Raw genomic sequence first — 23,082 nt, 5'->3', positions numbered from 1 at the left:
AAAGAATTCCAGTCACGGTTTGACTAAAGGAGGACGTACATCATGAAAAAAATCGGACAGTTCACGTTAACAGCCGGACTCGCAGCAGTACTCGTCTCAAGTAGTTTACCTGTCATGGCAGAGGCAGGATCTTCAGCCGATCGGATCAGTCACAAAATCGACACCATGACACTCGAACAAAAAATCGGGCAGATGATCATGCCGGACTTCCGACAGTGGAATGGCAGCAATCATACGTCGCTTGCCCCAGAAGTCGCGAACATCATCGATCGCTATGATTTAGGCGGCGTCATCTTGTTTGCTGAGAACGTCAGCGAAACCGAACAGACGACGAAACTCGTTCATGATCTGCAAGAAGTCGTCAAACAAGATGCTAGCAACGATATTCCGCTCTTCGTCACGATCGACCAAGAAGGTGGAATCGTTACTCGGCTCGGAACAGGGACGAACTTACCTGGCAACATGGCGTTAGGTGCGACCCGTAGTAGCACATATGCCAATGATGCCGGTCATATCATCGGTTCCGAACTGCGTGCGCTCGGCATCAATGTCAACTTTGGTCCGGTTCTTGATGTCAACAGCAATCCTGGAAATCCTGTCATTGGTGTCCGCTCGTTCTCGAGTGATCCGGAGCTCGTCGGCACACTCGGTTCCGCTCTAATGAAGGGAATTCAGTCTGAAGGTGTCGCGGCGACCGCCAAACACTTCCCGGGTCACGGCGATACGGCGACCGATTCCCACTATGGCTTACCGGTCGTTGACCGATCCCTGCAGGAGCTAGAACAAGTCGAGCTCGTACCGTTCAAGCGAGCTATTGCTGAAGACATCGATATGATCATGACAGGACACATCGGGATGCCGCAAATCGAACCTGAAGTCGTCACGTCGACAAATGGTACCTTCCCGTTACCTGCGACGTTATCGGATGATGTCATCACGGGCGTACTGCGCGAAAAACTTGGCTACGATGGCATCGTCATCACAGACGCGTTGAACATGCAGGCGATCGCCGACAACTTCACGGAATCAGAAGCCGTCTTAAAGACGTTTGACGCTGGAGTCGACATCGCGCTCATGCCGACGATCCTTCGTTCCGAGCAAGATGTCACAAAGCTCGATCAGATTTTCAAGGATGTGATCGCAGCAGTCAAAGACGGTCGCCTTTCAGAGAAACGAATTGATCAATCGGTTGAACGAATCTTGACGCTAAAAGCAGAGCGTGGGATTTGGAACGGTACGACTGACACGACATCCCTAGCTGAAAAAATCGCGCACTCGAACCAAATCGTCGGCAGTCCCGAGCATAAAGCAAAAGAACGCGCGATGACGGAAGCCGCGGTCACACTCGTGAAAAATGATCAGCGGACGTTACCATTCAAACCGAAAAAGAATGCCAACGTTCTTGTGATCGCTCCGGCGGCGGATCAGACGGACAGCATGAAAAAGACGATCGCTTCCTTACCGAAGAACCGGAACTGGCACGTGACGACAGCGAATTACTCGGCTACTACGCTACCGCTCGACCAAAACCCGACATTACGGGCGCAACTCGATGCAGCAGATTACATCATCGTCGGTTCCAACGTCAACACGAGTGCTAAACTACTCCCTACTGCACCAGAACAAGCGATTCCGGCTTCGATCTTCCGCTATGCGAAACAAACGGATACACCATCCGTCCTGCTCAGTCTCCGTAACCCATACGATGTCGCCGTTCAACCGGACGCACCGGCACACGTCCTCGTCTATGGTTTCAAAGGCGACCCGAACGGACCAGACTCCGAAGCAGGCAATCTGAAATCAGCGGGACCGAACCTGCCTGCAGGTATCCGAGCAATCTTCGGAACGTTCAAACCGCAAGGCACTTTACCGGTTGATGTGCCGGTCTTTCAGAACGGTGTCTTTACCGATCAACTGCATCTCGAATTCGGTGACGGCTTTAAAAACTGGAAAAAATGATGACGTGATACACCAAAAGACCGAAGCTCCTTTACAGGATGCCTCGGTCTTTTAACGATTGATACGGATATTCAGCTTCTTCTTTCGCACGATGGTAAACGCGGTATAACCAATAAGTCAGTAGTGCATAGACGACGATGACAAGAACAGCAGAAATGTAGCTCCCCATGCTATACGCTACCTTAAAGTTACGTGTCGAAGCGGATATACCGGATAACACGATTAATATCGGAATGATGTATCCAATAAATCTTACTTTGACTCTACCAAGCATTCGTTGTACAGCATATGCTGCACTGATCACAAGTGCGATCACGACGATTTCCATTCCAATCCCTACTCTCACTAAATGGTATTCCTAATTCTACCATCTAGCGATTCAAGAAGATACCGCTCGTGCTGGAATCGTTTCGTAAACTGACGCAAACGTCTCTTCCGTCCACCCCATATGCCAGAAGAGTAACTCATAGTAACAACTCGTCACGAAATGACGTTTCATTCGCTCGCGTTCCGCTGGGCTCGCTTGCTCCGCCAGCGCATCAAGCCGTGCAATCTGTTCAAAGACGACCTTTTCGAACCATTCCGAGCTATACGTGTCGATCCATTGCTGATAGATTTTTTCTTCCGGTGTACACGTCAGTAATTGTTGCCCGATTTCATAATACAACCAGTAACATGGCAAGATGGCAGCAATCGTCTCACCAAGCGTTCCTTCACTCGCATGATGCATGTGCGAGACGTACGCATATGCTGTCGGTGCCGGTTCAAATGCTTCAAGGTCTGCTGCCGTAATACCGAGCGGCTTAAAAAATGATTGATGTAAGCTCAGTTCTGCCTCGTAAGTCGAAGTAGCATGTTCGGCAAGTGTCGCGATCGTCGCGAAGTCGTCCGCTTTTGACGCTGCCTTCGCTTGAATCTTCGCAAAGTGTTTTAAGTAATAGGCATCCTGCATGACATAATGCCGAAATTTCGAGAGTGGTAACGTCCCCTCCCCGATTCCTTGAACGAATGGGTGCGTAAAACTACTGTTCCAATACGCTTGTGCCGCTTGTTTGATTTCTTGTGTGAATGTCATGATCTCATCCTCCTCGTTTAGTATGAAACGAAAAAACACCACCCCGAAACACACGGGCATGGCGCAAGAAGAACAAGACTTGACGCCACTTCCCTCCGTAAGTACGAACTTAATCAGGTTCAAAGGGTCCGAACGTCTTCGTTCGTCTCAGTCAGCCTACCGACTCCCCTAGTGGTCATTATTCGATTCCCATCCACTATAGCATGCTGAAAATGGAAGTCAAGTTGTCCTCTTTTCGCTATACTATGGAGTGTCAGAAGACGGATGCCGTCTCCATCTACAGACCGATTCCGAACTTCTTTCGTTCTCGTACACTAACTTTAGTACCTGATACTATAATTTATTCTGTTACTTACAAATTGGAGGATTTCATTATGCATACACCAACAAAAATCATGGCATCAGCCGTTATCGCTTCTGCTTTATTACTCCCAACAGCCGTATCCGCCGAACAAGTCGTCGATAAGACGATCGTCACACTCGGGGAGTCACTCGGCGCAAAGGATAAAGCATGGGTGCTTTCACGTCTCAATGCACCGGAAGGCATCACGCCGATCATCGCAACCTCTGCTGACGAAGAAAAATATCTCGGGAAAAACATTCCACAGTCGCAAAAAGGTGGCAACATGTATTCGTCGGCTAAAATCGAACTGACGGAAAAAGGAGATGGACTTTCCGTCTCGACGGAGAACATCACATGGGTGACGAAGGATATGTATCTCAACGCTCTCGTCACAGCGGGTGTCAAAGATGCCGACATCACGATCACTTCTCCCTACAAGGTGACCGGGACATCGGCACTGACAGGAATCATGAAAGCGTACGATCAAACTTCCGCTGAGACGGGAATTAAGTTAAGTGACGAACGCAAGGATTTAGCACAGCAAGAATTATCGGTCACATCAGACGTCGGAAAAACGGTCGGCACGGATAAAGTCGCTGACTTAATGAATGAGATCAAGGCTGAGATCGCCAATCAAAAACCGGAAACCAAAGTCGAGATCGAAAACCTGATTGTCCAAGTCATTCAAAACAACAATATCCAGTTGTCTGACGCACAAATGGACCGGTTGACGAATCTATTCAATCAAATGGAGCAAGCGAACATCAACTGGGGACAAATCGAGAGTGGATTGAAAAATGCGGGACAAGACATCCACGCGTTCGCAACTTCAGAAGAAACGAAAGGATTTTTCGCTAAATTATTTGATGGACTCAGTGACTTCTTCAGTTCAATCGCGGGTGTGTTCAAATAATTCAGACTTCCGTAACTGACAAAAAAATAGTAAACTAGATGTATCTGAAACGAAAGGTGGTGTGAAAAGATGGACTTTGCCGCGTGCAAACACTGGTTGATGGAACAATTGTATCTGTTGCGCGCGATTTTTCATGAAATGGCGTTCTAAGGCACCCGTCTGTCCTTTTTTAAGAACTTCATGAATGAAAAATACTGCAAAGCGCATCTTTCACACGTGATGGAGAGTGCTATTTGCGCTCTCCTTTTTTGATGCGCGCGAAAGGATCAATTGAATATGATGATTTGCGACATTCAACACCTGACAAAACAATTCGGAGGCGAGACGATCTTAGCGGATGTTTCCCTCTTCTTAAACGAACACGACCGTGTCGGTCTGATTGGACGAAACGGGAGTGGTAAGACGACATTACTCCGCTTGCTTGCTCGCCTTGAGCAACCGGACGGTGGTGTCATCTATCAAAAGAGCGGTTTGACGATCGGCTATTTGGAACAACTTCCTGTATATAGTGAGACGATGACCGGACTCGACGTCCTTTGGACAGCGTTTGAAGACATCCTCGCGATCCGTTCTCGGATGCAGCAGTTGGAGCAAATGATGGCGACAGCACCAGAGAATCTTGATGCGTTACTTGCACGATATGCGGAAGCGACGAATGCGTTCGAACAAAAGGATGGCTATCTACTCGACTCGAAAATCGAACGCATGGTGAACGGGTTACACCTTCGTCCGTTACTCACTCGTCCTTTCCACCAGTTGAGCGGTGGTGAACAGACGAAGATTTGTCTCGGTCGCATGTTACTCATGGAGCCAAATCTGCTCATTCTTGACGAACCGACGAACCATCTTGATTTAGCTGCCGTGGAATGGCTGGAGCAGTTCTTACGGGACTACACAGGAACCATCCTGCTCGTCTCTCACGACCGGGTCTTCTTAGACGCCGTCGTCACCTCGATCGTTGAACTCGAGGACGGTGAACTGACAACCTATATAGGGAATTACAGCGCGTTCGTCGTCGAACGAGAACGTCGCTTGATGGAACAGTTCCACGCCTACCAAGAGCAACAGAAAAAAATAAAGAAAATGAAGGAAGCGATTCGTCGACTCCGGCAATGGGCAAACGAAGCGTCTCCACCGAGTGAGAAATTATTCCGTAAAGCAAAATCGATGGAACGGGCACTCGAGCGGATCGAACGGATTAAACGACCACAACTCGAAGCCAAAACCGCTGATGTCTCCTTCTCTTCCACTGATCACTCGAGCCAAGTCGTCTTTCGCGCTGAAGAACTCTCGTTTGCTTATGGAACCCGTCACATTTTTGATGACGTCTCGTTCGAGATCATGGCACAGGATCGGATCGCGATCGTCGGAACGAATGGGAGCGGGAAATCGACGTTGCTCTCACTGCTGCTTGACGAATTATCACCAGAGGCAGGCACACTCACGCGTGGACCATCGAATCGGATCGGTTACCTGTCCCAGCATGCCCATTTCGAGGAGGACGCGCGGTTAATCGACTGGTTTAGAGACCGGATTGCCGTTCCAGAAGCGGAAGCCCGCCATATCCTAGCCCGGTTCCTGTTCTTTGGACCAACTGTCTTTCGGTCCATTTTGTCACTGAGCGGAGGCGAACGTGTGCGATTGCAACTCGCCGTCCTCGTTCATTCGTCGGTCAATGTATTAATTCTCGACGAGCCGACGAATCATCTCGATATTGAATCAAGAGAGACACTCGAAGAAGCACTCGAGAATTTTTCTGGAACATTGATTGCCGTCTCACACGACCGCTATTTCTTGAATCGTCTTTTTCCGCAGATCCTGTGGCTCGAAAATGGTCTGACGCGTTATCATGGTACGTATACGTATGCTCAACAGAAGCGTGCTGAGTTCGCTACGTCTTCCTCACTCCACGTAACCCCTCAAAAACCAAAACGCTTGTCACAACATGAGTTAGAAGTGCAGATCGAGCGGCTTGAACAGAAATTAGCAAAACGTGAAAAACCGACCGATACCGTTTCTAAAAGCATCCAACAGCAACTCGATGACCTATACGAACAATTGCTACAGTATGGATGATTTAGCTTTACTTGCCTGTCACTCTCGATACCGAGAGTGGCAGTTTTTTCGTTCACCTACAATGTTTTTAACTCCTAACATTTAGCTAACTTTATTAAGTTTTAAAATTTTATTTTATTTTGTTGTTGCTTATTGTCTGAAAATTCGTATAATTTAGCGTATAGCTTTTATTATTCTTTGGGAGGAATACACCATCATGAACGCCATTCAGCAAGTCATTCAAGGAAGTGTCGATTACGCCAACAACATTTTATGGTCGTATGTATTAATCGCTGTATTGATCGGCGGCGGGATCTACTTCACGATCCGAACTGGCTTCATCCAATTCACTTACTTAAAAGAGATGTTCCGCGTCACGCTCGATAAAAGTGAACAAACAACAGACGATAAAGGAGAAAGCATCACTTCTCTCCAGTCATTCTTCATCGGTGCGGCGACACGGATCGGTACGGGTAACCTTGCCGGTGTCACGATTGCCGTCACACTCGGCGGACCAGGTGCCGTCTTCTGGATGTGGATGGTCGCTCTCTTAGGGGGCGCGACGGCTCTCATCGAAAGTACACTGGCTCAAGTCTATAAAGTACGCGATACGAAATCGAACGCATACCGTGGTGGTCCTGCCTACTACATCGAAAAAGGCTTAAAGAACCGAGCTCTCGGAATCGTCTTTGCAATCTTGATTGCTGTGACGTTCGGCCTTATCTTCAACTCCGTTCAATCAAACACGATTGCCGCTGCCTTTGACAATGCGTTCGGTATCAACACAGCTGTCGTCGGCGCAGCACTCGTCGTCTTGACGGGACTCGTCATCTTTGGTGGTGTCCACCGTGTCGCGAAGTTCTCTGCAATCATCGTTCCTATCATGGCAGGTCTCTACTTGATTGCTGCTCTTTATGTCGTCGTTACGAACCTGACGGAACTTCCTGGTGTGTTCGCAATGATTTTCAAAAGTGCCTTCGGAATCGAGCAAGCATTCGGTGGCTCGGTCGGTGCTGCAATCTCACTCGGTGTCAAACGCGGATTGTTCTCAAACGAAGCGGGAATGGGGTCTGCTCCGAACGCTGCGGCAGCGGCTGAAGTCTCTCACCCAGCAAAACAAGGTTTTTTACAAACACTTGGTGTATTCCTTGATACGTTGATCGTCTGTACAGCGACAGCAACGATTATTCTCCTCAGTGATAGTTATGCTGCTGGAAATGGCGAAGGAATCGGCATGTTGCAAAACGCGCTCTCCGAAGAATTTGGTGCAATTGCCCCACCATTCATCGCACTCAGCGTCTTCTTGTTTGCTTTTAGTTCGATCGTTGGTAGTTACTACTACGGTGAGACGAACATCGAGTTCATCAAACAAAGTCCAGCAGCCGTCTTCGGTTTCCGGATTGCGACAATGGGCTTCGTCTTCATCGGATCTGTTCTCAGCCTCGGTATGGTATGGAGTTTTGCCGATCTCTTCATGGCAGGCATGACATTAATCAATATGACAGCGATCCTCCTCTTGAGCGGCATCGCTCTCAAAGTCATCAAAGATTATCAGGAACAACGGAAACAGGGACTCGATCCTGTCTTCTCAGCAAAAGCACTCGGGATCGAAAATACGGAGTGTTGGGACGTTGAAGAAGAAGCTCGTCCTGCTGCTGGTGAAGTGCCGCCATCACAATAATTTAACTCTGAGTTCAAACTTCAACACCGAGGAAGCCATGCGCCTACTCGGTGTTTTTATTTGTAAAAAAGAATTTGGATTATGTTTTCATCGTACAGGGAAAAAGTCAACAGATTGCCCCGAAGGAGGAATTCATCTTGTCTCAAGCCATGTTGATCATCAACCCGTCTTCTGGAAAAGAACTCGGAAAAAAACACGCAACGCTTGCTGAGGAAACGCTTGCTACTCGCTTTGAAACCGTCGACGTTCGGTTCACGGAAAAAGAACACGATGCGACGGAATTTGCGCGTCATGCCGCCCAGTCTAATTACGACGCTGTCATCGCCATGGGAGGTGACGGAACGGTCAATGAAGTCATCACTGGGATTGCCGAACAACCGCATCGCCCAACGCTCGGAATCGTCCCACTCGGAACGGTAAATGACTTATCGCGCGCATTACACATTCCGACGGATCCGGAAGAGGCGATCCAGATTCTAGCTGACGCCCCTGCCCGACCGCTCGATATCGGTAAATATGATGACCATTACTTCATGAACGTCATCGCTGTTGGTCTGATTGCGGAAGCCGTCGAGGAGGTCAGTGTCGAACAAAAGACGTCACTCGGATCGGTCGCTTATTTCATTGAAGGTCTAAAAGCCTTCAAGGATCATAGCCCCTATCCGATTGAAATTGATTCTGCTGAGAAACAATTCGATGGAGAAGCGCACTTGTTGATCATCGCCTTAACGAATTCCGTTGGCGGGTTCGAATCCTTTGCAGAAGACGCAAAAGTCGATGATGGACTGTTGCATGGCTTTATCATTACGAAGCTTGGATTCTTTGATGCGCTCCAAGCATTACCCAAACTCATCACGGGTGGATTATCAAAAGCCGATCAAATCGAACACTTCACGACGACCCGTGTCGAAATTCGCTCGAAAGAAGAATTGCCGATTAATGCCGATGGGGATACAGCAGGTCATGTTCCCGTGACTGTCGAGGTACTCCCGCAACATTTAACTGTGTTTTCACCATCTTCTAATGAATAACAGTATATGTTCATAGAAAAAAGAACTGACTCTTCGTCAGTTCTTTTTTTACTTATTAATCCATTACAATATATGTTAACAAAGCGTAATTTTGAAACATATTTGAAATATTTTCGTGTTATTGACGATGCTATAATCATCTCAGGCGAAAAATCATTCTTTAAAATAAATAATTATACATAAAATCTTACAATTTTGTAATGATCAGTTCTGGCGCTTCAGATTTTTAAGGAGGAAATACACTCAATGAAACGTTTACTTACAACAATGACAATGACAGCTTTGGTAGTTTCAGGTTTTGCAACAACGAGTGCTTCGAAAGTTGAAGCTGCAACGACATATAAAGTAAAGGTCATGGCAGACGGACTTCGTGTTCGTACAGGTCCATCAACAGCTTATAAAATCGTCGGTAGCGTCAATACAGGACAGACATTCAATTATCTTGGTGTTTCCGGTTCATGGACAAAAATTTCATACGGTGGCGCATCACGCTACGTTTCTTCTACATACGTAAAAAAATACAGCACAACGACTTCAACAAAAGCAACGACTGGCTTCTCGCGTCCAGCAAGCGGTCCAATCACGCAAGGATATGGTGCTGCAAGTGGAGTTTACGGTTATACGTTCCATAACGGCATCGATATCGGCGCTCCAACAGGTACACCTGTCTATGCATCAGCCGCTGGTAAAGTCATCACATCCCGTTATTACGGCGCATACGGAAATCACGTCATGATGACGCATACCGTCAACGGCATCCAATATACGACGGTGTATGCACACTTGAATAGTCGCTCCGTCTCAGTCGGACAGACGATTGCAAAAGGATCGAAAATCGGTACGATTGGTGCAACAGGTAACGCGTTTGGTGCGCATCTCCATTTTGAAATGCATCGTGGTCCTTACGTCTACAGCGGAACGTCTGCTGCAAACAGTGTCAATCCACTCAATTACTTCAACTAAGCTTGATTCACCGGACTTCTCCCCATGAGAAGTCCGGTTTTGTGTTTCAGATGAAATCTCCTGACAGGAATGGTACGGTATGGTTATGAGTCTAATCCACAACGGAGGCGAAACACATGAAACGAACGATCCCCTTTCTTTTATCAGCGACGTTTGGTGTGACGTTACTTGCCGGATGTCAAGATCAGCCGACACCTGAAGAACGTCTTGATGCCTACATCAAACTTTGGGAAAAACAAGATTACGATAAGATGTATACGTACGCGAGTACGGCTACTAAAAAGGAATACGGAAAAAAAGAATTCATCGACCGGACAAAACAGTTGTCGAAATCGCTTGATATCAAAAAGTTATCCGTCGAACGGAAGAAAGCGAAGGAAGCAACGGATGACGAAAAAGCGTCCCTTCCCGTACGAATCTCCTTTGATACGGTTGCAGGAGCCGTTGCTTATGATAAACAAGTCCCGTTAACATTCGAGAAACAAGGAGAAACAGAAAACTGGTTCATTGACTGGGACTCTTCGTTTGTTCTAAAAGACTTTAAGAAAGAAGACAAGGTTCAGTTAGAAACCGTAGAAGGTAAACGTGGTGATTTACTCGACGCGAACGATAAACCGCTCGCGACCTCCGGTAAAGGGTATGCTGTCGGAGCAACTGCAGGACAACTTAAAGATGTCGACCAAGTTGCCGAGTTGCTCGACCGCCCGACCTCATCGGTCGAAGATTCCTTAAAAGCAAGTTGGGTCAAGGATGGACAATTCGTTCCGCTCAAAACACTGACCGACGAAGCAACGGTTGAAAAATTGCGTGACATTCCTGGAATCAGCGTCAAAGAGACAGAAGTCCGAACGTATCCACTTGGTAAAGCAGCCTCTCATTTAATTGGATATATCGGTTCGGCAACAGCAGACGAAATTAAAGAATCGAAAAATAAAATCCAAGCTGGTGAACAAGTCGGGAAACGAGGTCTTGAACAAGTCCTTGATGATCGGTTACGCGGTAAAGCCGGTGCTTCGATCATTCTACAAAAGAAAGACGGATCAAGCGTTACCGTCGCTGAAACGAAGCCGACGGATGGTGAGGATATCCCGTTGACGATTGATGCTACGCTCCAGAAAAAGACGTACGACACGATGCAAGAGGATCCGGGAACGGCATCGGCAATCGATCCGCGGACTGGTGAGACGCGTGTCTTACTTAGCTCCCCGGGCTTTGATCCTTCTGAATTCATGTCAGGGATCTCGCAAGCGCGACTCGATGAACTGACGCAGGATCCGGATCAACCATTGTTGAACCGATTCACGAGTGCCTTTGCACCCGGTTCGACCCAAAAACCCCTGACGGCCGCCGTTGGCTTAAAGAGTGGAACACTTGACCCGGAAAAAGCCTATACGATCAATGGACTGAAAAATAAGATCGATGGTTTTAACGTCACGCGGATTCACGAGACGCCAGCACCCGTTAATCTGCACAATGCGCTCGTTTATTCAGATAACATCTATTTCGCCCGCTCAACACTCGAACAGGTCGGAACGAAGGCGTTCACGTCTGGACTTGAAGCACTCGGATACGGAGAGAAGCTACCGTTTACGTATCCGTTACGCGCTTCTCAGATTTCAAACGACGGGACGATCGCTTCAGATGGACAGCTGATGGATACGTCCTACGGACAAGGACAGATGCTGACGAACATTCTCCATCTAACGTCGATGTATGAAATTTTCTTGACCGATGGAACAATCTATCGTCCGACTCTTTTACAAGAGGAAAAAACGAAGCAAGTCTTCAAAAAAGATCTGCTGGATGCGAAAGACGCGAAGATGATTCGTGATGATCTCTATGACGTTGTCCATAACGGCTACACGCTCCCGGCCGATATCAAGGAAGTCGATGTTGCCGGTAAGACCGGTACGGCAGAATTGAAAAAGGCAGGCGAAACCGATGGAAAAGAGAATGGCTTCTTCGTCGGTTACGATAACGACAAAAAAGATCTTCTCGTTGCCATCATGATCGAATCGGTCGAAAAAGAAGATCGTGGCAGTCCGTATGTATCGGGTCTTGTTGCCGAAGTACTCAAACAAAATCGATGATTGGAGTGATTGCTTGATGATCCGCACGAGCCGTACTTCAGACCTCCCTGCCCTGCTTGCACTGACGGCAGAGACCTTCTTGCACCATCAACGATTATCGCCTCACTTTCATCCAGATGTAACGACACCGTACACGCTGGAGTCTTTAAGTCAGATGGTGGAAGCAGAACAACAACTCTGTCTGACAGCGCTTGACGGAGAAACACTCGTTGGTTACTTGTTCGGCAAGTGGACAGCGCCAGCATCCGATCGATTTACACCAGTCCGGATCTTGAACATCACCGACGTCGGTGTCACCTCATCCCATCGTTCATTCGGAATTGGTCGCCAGTTAATGCAGGCTGCAGAAGAACTCGCACTCGAGCGAAAGGTCGATGCTGTTCGCTTAAACGTTTGGGCGGTCAACGACCGTGCCGCCACGTTTTATGAGGAACTTGGATTCGAACCGCTGTATACCAACTTGCAGAAGTCGCTCGTTCAACAGTGACATCTATACGAAAAAGGGGCTGACTCAAAAAAAGAATGACGCGTCTTTTCACGCCCTTTCCTCAGGCGAGACACAAGCCCGCTTCCCTGCTTCATTTAAGCAGGAAAGCGGGTCTTGTTCGTCTCTAACAGCGCATAAATGCGCCTGATCCTGTAAGAGTGGTGTGTGACGCGTCATTCTTTTTGTTACGAGATAAGGGTGGCAGATCATCATTCTGCCACCCTTATCTTTGTAGAGACTGTCCTTTGAGTCAGGTCCTTTTTATTAATGCGACGGCGTCGCCGCAAGACGTGCTGCCATCAACTGTTGAATTGTTTCTCGATCGTTCTGGTGCAGTAAATCGACGATTTTACTGCCGACGATGACCCCCGAGACTGGGCGGCTCAATTGTTTGACGTGTTCCGGTGTACTGATCCCGAACCCGGCAAGTACAGGTACTGGACTGTTTGCTGCGACGTTCGCTAAGTGGTCTTCAAGCGCCGTATCAAACGTCGTCTGTCCACCTGTCGTTCCGTTGACTGTGACCGCATAGAGGAATCCTTCACTTTTATCGGCAATCTTTTGAATCCGCTCCATCGGACTCGTCAAGGAGACGAGCTGGACGAGCGCGATGTCCGATTTGTCCTCTTGCTCGAAGAACTGTTCGCTCTGCTCAAGCGGCAAATCAGGAATAATCAGTCCGTCGACCCCGACTTCGCGACATGTCGCTAGAAACGCCGTTAATCCGTAGCGGAAAATCGGATTTAAGTACGTCATCAAGACGACAGGAACATCGACGGTCTGACGAGCAACGCGAACTGCCTCGAGGACATCCTTCAGTCCAACGTTCGCTTCTAGTGCGCGAAGTCCCGCTTCTTGAATGACTGGACCGTCAGCGACAGGATCCGAAAACGGAACACCGACTTCAATCGCTGTCGCTCCGGATTCAGCGAGAAACGACAGGATTTCCGGGAGTTGATCAATCCCTCCGTCTCCCCCCATGACGTACGGAATGAAGGCTTTCTCCCCTTTGCTCGTAACGGTACGAATGGCTATTTCTAATCGCATCACGCTTCCCCCTTTAGTGCGTTTCTGACAGTGACGACGTCTTTATCGCCCCGTCCTGATAAGCAGATGACGAGAATCTCTTCCTTGTCCATCTCTGCCGCGAGTTGAGTCGCGTAGGCAATCGCGTGTGCCGACTCAAGTGCCGGGATGATTCCCTCCTTGCGGCTCAACAACTGGAGTGCTTCCAGTGCTTGTTCATCGGTCACCGCTTCATATTGGACACGACCGATATCTTTTAGCAAGCTATGCTCCGGTCCGACACCCGGGTAATCGAGTCCAGCTGAGATCGAATGCGCTTCTTGTACTTGACCGTGTGCATCCTGTAAGAGATACATCATCGAGCCGTGCAAGACACCGACCTCTCCTTTTGTCATCGTCGCTGCGTGTTTCTCTGTGTCGATTCCGCTGCCCGCCGCTTCAATGCCATACAATTTTACATCTGTATCATCGATGAACGGGTGGAACATCCCGATCGCATTACTACCGCCGCCGACACAAGCGACGATCGCCTCTGGTAGACGCCCCTCTTTTTCGATGATTTGGCGTCGTGTCTCTTTTCCGATGACTGCTTGGAAATCACGGACGAGTTGCGGGAATGGGTGTGGTCCGAGAACAGAACCCATCAAGTAATGCGTGTCTTCGACATGTTTGACCCAGTAGCGGAGTGCTTCATTGACGGCATCTTTGAGTGTCCGACTGCCTTGTGTGACTGGGATGACGGTTGCTCCAAGTAACTCCATCCGGAAGACGTTCAATTCTTGACGACGGACGTCCTCTTCTCCCATGAAGATGACACATTCGAGATCGAGTAAGGCACAGACCGTCGCTGTCGCGACACCGTGTTGTCCTGCCCCTGTCTCAGCAACGATTTTTCGTTTCCCCATCCGTTCAGCCAGTAACGCTTGACCGATCGTATTGTTGATTTTATGGGCACCGGTATGGTTCAAGTCTTCTCGTTTCAAATAGATCTTTGCGCCACCGATCGTTTGCGTCAAATGTTCGGCAAAATAAAGTGGTGTTTCACGTCCGACGTATTCTTTCAATAATTCGTCCATCCGCGCTTGAAACGCTGGATCTTCTATTACCGTTGCGTAAGCTTCTTCGAGTTCGATCACCGCGTGCATCAATGTTTCCGGGATGTAGCGTCCTCCGTATTTACCGTATTGTCCGAGTGTATCTGGTTGTGCGTAGCTCATACTTCTCTCTCCTTTACGGCATCTGCGAATGCCTGCATTTTGATGGGATCTTTCCGTCCATCCGTCTCGATGCCACTTGAGACATCGACGGCGAACGGGTGATATCGTTTTATTGCTTCTCCGACGTTTCCTGCTGTCAAGCCACCGGCAATGAACAGTGGTCGATCGGCTTGAATGTCTCGTGACCAGTCGAATGTCTCGCCACTTCCAGCAACCGGTGCGTCAACGAGCAAATAATCCGTCTGTTGCTCTACTTGTCCGATGTCCGTCACCGGAATCGCTTGAATGACGGGAACTGGTATCTCTCCGTCCGGAATGACACCATGAATTTGGACGAGATCTAGCGCGACTTGTTCAACCGCGTCGGTCACCTGCTGGTAAGTCGGGGAGACGAAGACACCGACGACTTGGACCGTTTTTGGAATGTCGCGTCTGAGACGAGCCGCCTCTTCCAGCGTGACCTGTCGTTTACTTTTAGCAAAGATAAAGCCGATGTAGTCCGCTAAGCGAACTGCCGCTTCGACATGTTCTCTTTCCCGGAGACCACAGAACTTAATCCGTGTCATACGCGAACGCCACTCACTTCTCGGATGAAGACTTGCGGATCGTCTGCCCGCATCAACGTCTCGCCGACGAGGATCCCGTCTGCACCGGCAGCGTGTAATCGCTGTGCTTCCTCGACCGTCTTGATGCCACTCTCACTGATATACCGGACGTCCGATTGTTTTTGTTCGAGTAATCCGACCGATGTCTGTAAATCAACTTCGAACTTTTTCAAGTTCCGGTTGTTGATGCCAATGATTTGAGCACCAATCGCCTCTGCTCGGCGTAACTCCTCTTCGTCATGGACTTCGACCAAGACCTCAAGTCCTTCTGCGTAAGCATACGCATACAAGTCAGCAAGCGTCTCCTGCTCGAGAGCGGCGACGATTAAGAGAATCAACCGTGCCCCATGTGCTTTTGCCCGGTCGATTTGAATCCGATCAATCATGAAATCCTTACAAAGCACCGGGATATCGACTGCTGCAGCGACTGCCGCTAAATCGTCCATCGACCCTTTGAAGTACGTCTCGTCCGTCAAGACGGAGATGACGGTCGCCCCACTCGCTTCATATTGTTTTGCCTGAGCGACGACATCGACGTCGAGTGCGATTGCCCCTTTTGATGGCGACGCTCGTTTGATTTCCGCGATGACGGATAAATCCGCTCCCGCTAGTCGTTGCTTAATCGACGGCTTCAATGCTTCCCGACTGATCCGTTCGACCCCGTTTAATTTTAATTGCAGGACTTCTGCTCGTTTCGTTTCGATGATGCGATCTAAGATATTCATCCGATTGCTTCCTCCCGTGTCATTTGTCGTAATTGGTTCAATCGTTCCATCGCCCGTCCTGAGTCGATGCTATCTGCTGCTAAGGCGATTCCTTCTTCGATCGTCTTCGCCCGATTTGCTGCAAAGAGAGCAATTCCGGCATTGAGTAGAACCGTGTCGCGATAAGCACCATGCTCTCCACCAAGAACACGGAGTAAAATCGCCGCATTCTCTTGTGCACTACCTCCGCGAATTGCTTCAAGCGGTGCGGTCTTCAGTCCGACTTCCTCCGGGTGAAGACTGAAGCGGATCAGCTCACCTTCGTCGAGTAAGACGAGTTGGTTCGTTCCGGCAAGGGATGCTTCATCCATTCCATTCGCACCATGTAAGACGATTGCTCGCTTCCGCCCGAGTCGGTGCAATGTCAACGCCATCGTCTCGAGCATATCCTCCCGGTAAATTCCTAATAGTTGTGTCTTGAGCGGGACCGGATTCGTCAACGGCCCGATCAAGTTAAAGATCGTTGGAATCCGCAGATCGCGTCGGACCTTCATGATTTGCTTGACGCGTGGGTGCATCCGTTGCGCAAACAAGAAGGCGATTCCGTTCGACTCGAGCTGTTCTGCTAAACGTTCCGGTGTCGCATCGAGCGAAACCCCGAGTGCTTCGAGCACATCAGCGCTGCCCGTTTTACTCGAGACACTCCGATTCCCGTGCTTCGCGACTTTCATGCCGGCACCTGCCAGAACGAAGGCGGCTGTCGTACTGATGTTGAACGATTGTGAGCCGTCGCCTCCCGTGCCGCAGTTATCCATGAAATCGCCGGTGACCGGAATATCGAGGGCGACCTCGCGCATGATCGAAGCGAGACCGGCTAATTCTTCTGCAGTCTCCCCTTTTGCTTTCAATGCGACGAGAAAAGCGGCAATTTCGCTATCGGTCACGTCTTCCGCAAACAGTTCGCGTGCTGCCTGTTGCATCTCTTCGTATCGTAAATGTTTCGCTTCTGCTAGTTTCAATAACGTCTCTTTCATCGTTCGTCACTCCTTTGTCAATTCAATGAATCGTTTAATCATCTGCTGTCCTTGTGGTGTTCCGACGGATTCAGGATGGAACTGGATTCCGAACGTCGGATCTGTCTTGTGCTCGAGTGCCATGATCGTCCGGTCCTCAGTTTCTGCCGTGATGACGAGTTCCGTTGGTAAATCGTTTCGCGCGACGATCAGCGAATGATAGCGCATGACCTCTAACGTTTCCGTCATTTCGTCGAAGAGTTGTCCCGATTGTCGAATCATCGATGTCTTCCCGTGCATGATGACTGGTGCTTCGACGACGCGTCCTCCGAATGCTTCGCCGATTGCCTGATGTCCGAGACAGACACCGAGAATCGGTACTCGACCCGATAATTGACGAATGAGATCGATGCAGATGCCAGCGTCAGCCGGGCGACCGGGACCGGGTGAGAGGATGATGCCGTCTGGTTTCATCTCGCGTAGTTCTTCGATGCTGACCGCATCGTTTCGAATGACGTGAACGTCCGTATAAACGGATGCGTATTGGTATAGGTTATAGGTAAAGGAATCATAATTATCAATTAGGACGATCATTTCCAAACCTCCAGTAGTGATTTCGCTTTGTGTAACGTCTCCTGGTACTCGAGGCGTGGAATCGAGTCGTAGACGATGCCAGCACCTGCTTGAACAGAAGCGACACCATCTTTGATCACCATCGTCCGGATAGCGAGGGCAAAATCCATATTCCCTCGAACATCGAAATAGCCGACCGCCCCGGCATATACTTCTCGTTTCACCTGTTCGTACTGGTCGATCAACTGCATCGCTCGGATTTTCGGAGCTCCCGTGACCGTCCCAGCCGGTAGACAAGAGACGAGTGCGTCTGCGCCGGTCTTTCCGTCTGCTAGCGTACCTTCAACGACCGAGACGAGATGCATAACGTTCTTGAATCGTTCGATTTGCATGAATCGCGTCACCTCGACGGTACCAATCTGACAAATCCGACCGAGGTCGTTGCGTCCAAGATCGACGAGCATCCGGTGCTCGGCCCGTTCTTTCTCATCGTGAAGTAACTCCTCTGCCAGTCGTTCGTCCTCCTCTTTCGTCTTCCCCCGACGGCGTGTACCGGCAATCGGATTCGTCGTCACTCGATTCCCTTTGACTTGGACCAAACTTTCCGGGGAGGCCCCGAGTACGATCGCTTCGCCTAAGTCGATATAGAAGAGATAAGGGCTTGGATTGTCCTTACGAAGCTTCCGGTAAAACTGGAACGGGTCACCTGAGAACGTCGCATCAAGTCGTTGCGAGAGAACCAGTTGGAAGACGTCGCCTTGACGGATATGTCTCTTTGCTTGTTCAACGAGTCCTTCAAACGTCTCTTGATCCATTAACGGTTCATAGACGACATCCCGGAGTGGACGCTCGATGTCCGTTCGCTCCCGTGGTTGCTCAAGTTGCGCTTTCCGTTCTGCTAGACGTTGACGTAATTCATCACGATCGGTGATGCCACCGAGCGACGTCTGAATTAAATGAACGCGATGTTCGAGATGATCGAACAGGATGATTTGGTCGTATACGGCGAGTAACGCGTCTGGTAATTGTCGCGTTCGCTCAGGAACCGCTCCGAGCGTCTCATAGGCGCGCATCATGTCGTAACCGACATATCCGATCCCACCCGCTAAAAACGGAAGTTCTTCTTCGACGCCACCCCGAAGGATCATCTGTTGCATCAGTCGTACTGGATCACCCGTTTCCTGCGTCAATTGACCTGTCGTCAACTGTTCCCGTGTCACGGTCCGTCCCTCTGCCCGAATCATCTCCACCGGATCGACACCGATGATCGAATACCGTCCTTGATCCGTATGCGCAGAACTTTCAAGTAAACATTTCTGTGTTCCGCTCAGTTGTTGGAAAATCATGATCGGCGTCATCTCGTCGCCGTTTAGTTCAAGTTGTTCGATGATAAGTGTGTCTGTCTGAACCATCCCTGTTCGCCTCCTGGAATATAAAAAAAGTCCCCCATACAGCGTATGCTGCATGGAGGACGATTATCTCGCGGTGCCACCTCTCGATTGGAACGGTTTGACCGTTCCCACTTTGTCTGATGCGTCTTAATAAGAGACATCATAGCCTACGATAACGGGGGCATCCGTCGCGACCTACTTCTTCGTTCAGCCACGCTCTCATGAGACCATTCACGAAACCTCGCCGTACGGAAGTCACACCATTCTCCCGCTCTCTGAAACGCCGATGTTGTCTCGCTACTTAACTCACTCTACGATTTGTTCGATTCGATTGTATACGAAAAGGGTCTTCTCGCCCATTCATGTAGAACATGAAGGACGGGAAGACCCGCGGTACCACCTTCGTTGACGATGCTGACACCGTCCCCTTTGAAACGAACCGGACCGTTGTCCTGATTCGTCGACCCCGATAACGGGAGGAACCCGTCAGAGCCTACTACCCATTGAAGGGATTTGGTCTGAAGCTCAGAAGGCCATTCGCTTGTTGCCCGATACTGATTCGCACCACCCATCAGCTCTCTTGAATCGTTTCACAAGTTACTTCTCTTCGTCTTTGCTATCGTGTGTTGAATTGATTCTTATATTACGATGCTTCTTCTTCCCTGTCAACTGGAAAAACTCAATATAGGGAAAGTTGGTTCGGGTCAATCGATTCGAGCGCTTGTTTGACGGTTTGCAGGAACTGTCCGGCAACGAGTCCATCGAGTACCCGGTGGTCGATCGACATACAGAGGTTGACCATGTCGCGTGCTGCGAACATACCGTTCACCCAAACCGGACGTTTGACGATCGATTCAACGGATAGAATTGCCGCTTGCGGGAAGTTGAGGATCGGTGCCGATTGAATCGAACCGAACGATCCTGTGTTGTTGACAGTAAACGTACCGCCCTGCATCTCAGCAGACGACAACGTACCTGCTTGTGCGCGTTTCCCGAAGTCATCGATCGCGCGTGCGATACCTTTGATGCTTAGTTCATCCGCATTCTTGACGACCGGTACGAACAGAGCGTCCTGCGTCGCGACAGCAAGTGATAGGTTGATCGCTTTCTTTTGAATGATCTTATCTCCCGCCCATGTCGAGTTCATGATCGGATGTTTCTTCAATCCTTCGACCGTCGCCTTCATGAAGAACGGCAAGAACGTCAATTTGACCCCTTCTTGTTTGAAGAACGCATCTTTATGACGATTACGTGCTTCGACCAAGTTCGTGACATCGACTTCGATCATCAACCAGGCATGTGGCGCTTCGTGTTTCGCACGTACCATGTTCGAAGCGATCGCTTGACGCACACCGGCAGTCGGAATCTCGATGTCGCCCGTTTCCGTCGGTTGTGGTGCACTGACCGGACGTTTTGGTGCAGGTGGTGCTTCTGCCGGAGGCGCTAGCGGAGCCGCTTGCGCTTCCGGTTTTGGTTCAGTTGCTTGTGGTGTCGGGATCGATCCAGACTCGATCAGTTTCAAGAGGTCTTTCCGTGTAATCCGTCCGCCAGCTCCAGTACCCGTCACTTGTTCGAGATCAATGCCGTGTTCTCCCGATAGTTTCAAGACAGCTGGTGAATAGCGTTTTTTCATCGATGTATCAGACGACGTCGTTTCTTCGACAGCCGGTACTTCTTGTTCGGTCGCAGCGACTTCCGTTGACCCACCACTGACTTGCATCGTGACAATCGCGTCACCGACTTGCAACGTATCCCCTTCTTCTGCAAGCAGTTTTTCAATCACACCATCAAATGAAGATGGGACTTCTGCCGTTACCTTATCGGTAATGACTTCTGCAATCGGATCATATTTTTTGACAGTATCGCCCGGTTTGACAAGCCACATCGAAATCGTTCCTTCAGTAACACTTTCCCCGAGTTGTGGCATCGTAAGTGTTTCAGTCTTCATCGGTCAGTTCCCCCTTAGTATGCGTGTAACGTCCGGATTTTATCTTCAATTTTCTCGCTTGAGATGTTGAAGAACTTCTCCATCGTCGGAGCGTATGGCATCGCTGGGACGTCTGGACCACAGAGTCGTTCGATTGGTGCATCGAGATCGAACAATGCTTCTTCTGCAATGATCGCCGACACTTCACTCATGACGCTACCTTCTTTATTGTCTTCTGTGACGAGCAAGACTTTCCCCGTCTTTTTCGCTGCTTCGACGACTGCTTCGCGGTCGATTGGATACACCGTCCGCAAGTCAAGGATGTGGACATCGATTCCGTCTTTTTCAAGGCGTGTTGCTGCCTCAAGTGCCATATGAACACATAGCCCATAAGTGATGATCGTCACGTCTTCGCCCTCACGCTTGACGTCTGCTTTACCGATTTCGACCGTATAGTCGCCTTCAGGAACATCCCCTTTTAACAGACGATAGCCTCGTTTGTGCTCAAAGAACAAGACCGGATCATTCGAACGAATCGCTGCCTTTAGCAATCCTTTTGCGTCATATGGATTCGATGGGATGACAATTTTCAGACCAGGCGTCGAGTTGAACATCGCTTCGACCGACTGAGAATGATAAAGTGCCCCGTGAATACCGCCGCCGAACGGTGCGCGGATGACGATCGGACACGTCCAGTCATTGTTCGAACGATACCGAATCTTCGCTGCTTCACTGACGATTTGGTTGACCGCTGGCATGATGAAGTCAGCGAATTGCATTTCAGCAATCGGACGCATGCCGTACATCGCAGCTCCAATTCCGACACCGGCAATCGCACTCTCAGCGAGTGGTGCATCGATGACACGTTCTTCTCCGAATTGTTCGAGCAATCCTTGTGTCGCCCGGAAAACACCACCACGGACACCGACGTCTTCGCCGAGGATGAAGACGGACTCGTCGCGTTCCATCTCTTCTTTGATTGCACTATTGATTGCTTCGATTAAACTTAACGTCGTCATTTCGTTTCCTCCTCGTCGTACACGTAACGTAATGCATTTTCTGGCGCATCGTAAGCTGCTGCTTCCGCATAAGCTGTTGCTTCATCGACTTCTTTTTCCATCGCTTGTTCGATTTCAGTCGCTGACTCTTCCGTCAGGACGCCCATTTCGATCAGACGCGCCCGGAAGAGTTTGATACCGTCACGTGCTTTTAAGGCATCGAGTTCTTCAGCAGAACGGTATGATTTATCGTCATCATCCGATGAGTGTGGCACGAGACGTTCGACTTCAACTTCAATCAAGGTCGGACCTTCTCCCCGTAATCCGCGCTCGCGTGCTTCCTTGACGACCTTATAGACAGCGAGTGGATCGATGCCGTCCACCGTATAACCAGGCATTCCGTAGCCGATCGCACGATCAGCGACGTGTTTCGCCGACAACTGTTTCGAGAGAGGTGTCGAGATCGCGTATTTATTGTTTTCACAGAACAAGATGACCGGGAGCTTATGAATTCCGGCGAAGTTCGCCCCTTCATGGAAGTCTCCTTGGTTTGAAGAGCCCTCTCCGAACGAGACGTAAGCAACGAGTGGTTCCTTACGCATCTTCGCAGCAAGTGCGATCCCGACTGCATGTGGGACTTGTGTCGTAACCGGACTTGAACCCGTGACGATGTTCAAAGCACGTGAACCGTAGTGTCCTGGCATTTGACGACCACCTGAGTTCGGATCTTCTGCCTTTGCGAATGCCGACAGCATAATATCGCGTGACGTTTGACCGAAGTGCAAGACGACGCCTAAATCACGGTAATACGGCAAAATGTAGTCCGTTCCTTTTTCAAGGGCGAACGCTGCACCAACTTGAGCCGCTTCTTGTCCTTGACATGAGACGAGGAAGGGAATTTTACCCGCTCGGTTCAACTTCCACATCCGTTCGTCGATCTTCCGCGCACGGACCATCGTTTCGAACATCTGAATCGCGTCCTGTTCCGTTAATCCGAGTTCTACTAATTCTTTGAATTCTATTTTTTCCAT

Annotated in this window: 20 protein-coding genes, 1 riboswitch and 2 other annotated features; of the genes, 8 read left to right on the top strand and 12 right to left on the bottom strand. The window is 49.4% G+C overall.

The genetic code is table 11. The annotated features are described in order from the left end of the window. Nucleotides 1–42: 42 nt before the first annotated feature. A complete protein-coding gene (locus AC3B4V_RS01450) occupies nucleotides 43–1,959 on the top strand; it encodes a glycoside hydrolase family 3 protein (protein ID WP_488377576.1) in 1,917 nt (638 codons plus the stop codon). A 31-nt stretch (nucleotides 1,960–1,990) separates the two neighbouring features. Here AC3B4V_RS01450 and AC3B4V_RS01445 read toward each other — a convergent pair whose 3' ends face one another. Next, nucleotides 1,991–2,287, bottom strand: a complete 297-nt coding sequence (locus AC3B4V_RS01445) for a hypothetical protein (RefSeq protein ID WP_488377575.1) — start codon at nucleotides 2,285–2,287, stop codon at nucleotides 1,991–1,993. Between the two features lie 51 nt (nucleotides 2,288–2,338). Further along, complete coding sequence (gene tenA, locus AC3B4V_RS01440; protein ID WP_488377574.1) at nucleotides 2,339–3,034, bottom strand: thiaminase II; 696 nt, start codon at nucleotides 3,032–3,034, stop codon at nucleotides 2,339–2,341. 73 nt (nucleotides 3,035–3,107) lie between these two features. After that, nucleotides 3,108–3,214, bottom strand: a riboswitch (TPP riboswitch). A gap of 194 nt (nucleotides 3,215–3,408) precedes the next feature. Here tenA and AC3B4V_RS01435 point away from each other — a divergent pair. From AC3B4V_RS01435 to AC3B4V_RS01405, 7 genes are all read left to right on the top strand, one after another. Then, on the top strand, nucleotides 3,409–4,290 hold the full coding sequence (locus AC3B4V_RS01435) for a DUF1002 domain-containing protein (RefSeq protein ID WP_488377573.1): 882 nt from the start codon (nucleotides 3,409–3,411) through the stop codon (nucleotides 4,288–4,290). A gap of 276 nt (nucleotides 4,291–4,566) precedes the next feature. Then, entirely contained in the window at nucleotides 4,567–6,366 is a 1,800-nt protein-coding gene (gene abc-f / locus AC3B4V_RS01430; protein WP_290715341.1) for a ribosomal protection-like ABC-F family protein, read from the top strand. Nucleotides 6,367–6,562: 196 nt separating this feature from the next. Continuing rightward, nucleotides 6,563–8,026, top strand: a complete 1,464-nt coding sequence (locus tag AC3B4V_RS01425) for an alanine/glycine:cation symporter family protein (RefSeq protein WP_064300273.1) — start codon at nucleotides 6,563–6,565, stop codon at nucleotides 8,024–8,026. A gap of 137 nt (nucleotides 8,027–8,163) precedes the next feature. Beyond that, on the top strand, nucleotides 8,164–9,057 hold the full coding sequence (locus tag AC3B4V_RS01420) for a diacylglycerol/lipid kinase family protein (protein ID WP_290715347.1): 894 nt from the start codon (nucleotides 8,164–8,166) through the stop codon (nucleotides 9,055–9,057). A gap of 246 nt (nucleotides 9,058–9,303) precedes the next feature. Then, nucleotides 9,304–10,020, top strand: coding sequence for a peptidoglycan DD-metalloendopeptidase family protein (locus AC3B4V_RS01415; RefSeq protein ID WP_055966831.1), 717 nt, complete (start codon nucleotides 9,304–9,306; stop codon nucleotides 10,018–10,020). Between the two features lie 116 nt (nucleotides 10,021–10,136). Next, complete coding sequence (locus AC3B4V_RS01410) at nucleotides 10,137–12,110, top strand: penicillin-binding transpeptidase domain-containing protein (protein ID WP_488377572.1); 1,974 nt, start codon at nucleotides 10,137–10,139, stop codon at nucleotides 12,108–12,110. Beyond that, nucleotides 12,055–12,597, top strand: coding sequence for a GNAT family N-acetyltransferase (locus tag AC3B4V_RS01405; RefSeq protein WP_341087168.1), 543 nt, complete (start codon nucleotides 12,055–12,057; stop codon nucleotides 12,595–12,597). The genes AC3B4V_RS01410 and AC3B4V_RS01405 overlap by 56 nt, the downstream gene beginning before the upstream one ends. A gap of 264 nt (nucleotides 12,598–12,861) precedes the next feature. On the opposite strand, the gene trpA is transcribed toward AC3B4V_RS01405, so the two are convergent. The 10 genes from trpA to AC3B4V_RS01355 form a co-directional block, all read right to left on the bottom strand. Then, nucleotides 12,862–13,644: a tryptophan synthase subunit alpha gene (gene trpA, locus AC3B4V_RS01400; protein ID WP_488377571.1), complete on the bottom strand. Its 783-nt coding sequence runs from the start codon at nucleotides 13,642–13,644 to the stop codon at nucleotides 12,862–12,864. Next, complete coding sequence (trpB, locus tag AC3B4V_RS01395; protein ID WP_290715361.1) at nucleotides 13,644–14,840, bottom strand: tryptophan synthase subunit beta; 1,197 nt, start codon at nucleotides 14,838–14,840, stop codon at nucleotides 13,644–13,646. Before trpB ends, trpA begins: the two co-directional genes overlap by 1 nt. Beyond that, entirely contained in the window at nucleotides 14,837–15,406 is a 570-nt protein-coding gene (locus AC3B4V_RS01390; RefSeq protein WP_347355519.1) for a phosphoribosylanthranilate isomerase, read from the bottom strand. Before AC3B4V_RS01390 ends, trpB begins: the two co-directional genes overlap by 4 nt. Then, nucleotides 15,403–16,170 (bottom strand): indole-3-glycerol phosphate synthase TrpC, encoded by a 768-nt coding sequence (gene trpC, locus AC3B4V_RS01385; RefSeq protein ID WP_214857113.1) that lies wholly within the window; start codon nucleotides 16,168–16,170, stop codon nucleotides 15,403–15,405. Before trpC ends, AC3B4V_RS01390 begins: the two co-directional genes overlap by 4 nt. Continuing rightward, nucleotides 16,167–17,183 (bottom strand): anthranilate phosphoribosyltransferase, encoded by a 1,017-nt coding sequence (gene trpD / locus AC3B4V_RS01380; RefSeq protein WP_035398277.1) that lies wholly within the window; start codon nucleotides 17,181–17,183, stop codon nucleotides 16,167–16,169. The genes trpC and trpD overlap by 4 nt, the downstream gene beginning before the upstream one ends. A 6-nt stretch (nucleotides 17,184–17,189) precedes the next feature. After that, entirely contained in the window at nucleotides 17,190–17,756 is a 567-nt protein-coding gene (locus AC3B4V_RS01375) for an anthranilate synthase component II (RefSeq protein WP_214857112.1), read from the bottom strand. Continuing rightward, a complete protein-coding gene (gene trpE / locus AC3B4V_RS01370; protein ID WP_214857109.1) occupies nucleotides 17,753–19,147 on the bottom strand; it encodes an anthranilate synthase component I in 1,395 nt (464 codons plus the stop codon). Before trpE ends, AC3B4V_RS01375 begins: the two co-directional genes overlap by 4 nt. Before the next feature lie 52 nt (nucleotides 19,148–19,199). Beyond that, nucleotides 19,200–19,449: a binding site (T-box leader), on the bottom strand. Nucleotides 19,450–19,497: 48 nt separating this feature from the next. Continuing rightward, nucleotides 19,498–19,749: a binding site (T-box leader), on the bottom strand. 56 nt (nucleotides 19,750–19,805) lie between these two features. Then, nucleotides 19,806–21,074, bottom strand: a complete 1,269-nt coding sequence (locus AC3B4V_RS01365) for a dihydrolipoamide acetyltransferase family protein (RefSeq protein WP_488377570.1) — start codon at nucleotides 21,072–21,074, stop codon at nucleotides 19,806–19,808. A gap of 14 nt (nucleotides 21,075–21,088) precedes the next feature. Continuing rightward, on the bottom strand, nucleotides 21,089–22,072 hold the full coding sequence (locus AC3B4V_RS01360; protein ID WP_023467596.1) for an alpha-ketoacid dehydrogenase subunit beta: 984 nt from the start codon (nucleotides 22,070–22,072) through the stop codon (nucleotides 21,089–21,091). Beyond that, complete coding sequence (locus AC3B4V_RS01355) at nucleotides 22,069–23,082, bottom strand: thiamine pyrophosphate-dependent dehydrogenase E1 component subunit alpha (RefSeq protein WP_023467595.1); 1,014 nt, start codon at nucleotides 23,080–23,082, stop codon at nucleotides 22,069–22,071. Before AC3B4V_RS01355 ends, AC3B4V_RS01360 begins: the two co-directional genes overlap by 4 nt.

The organism is Exiguobacterium sp. E17S (assembly GCF_057772545.1).
Note: the sequence above shows the minus strand (reverse complement) of the source record. Positions and strands in the feature narration are given on the sequence as shown.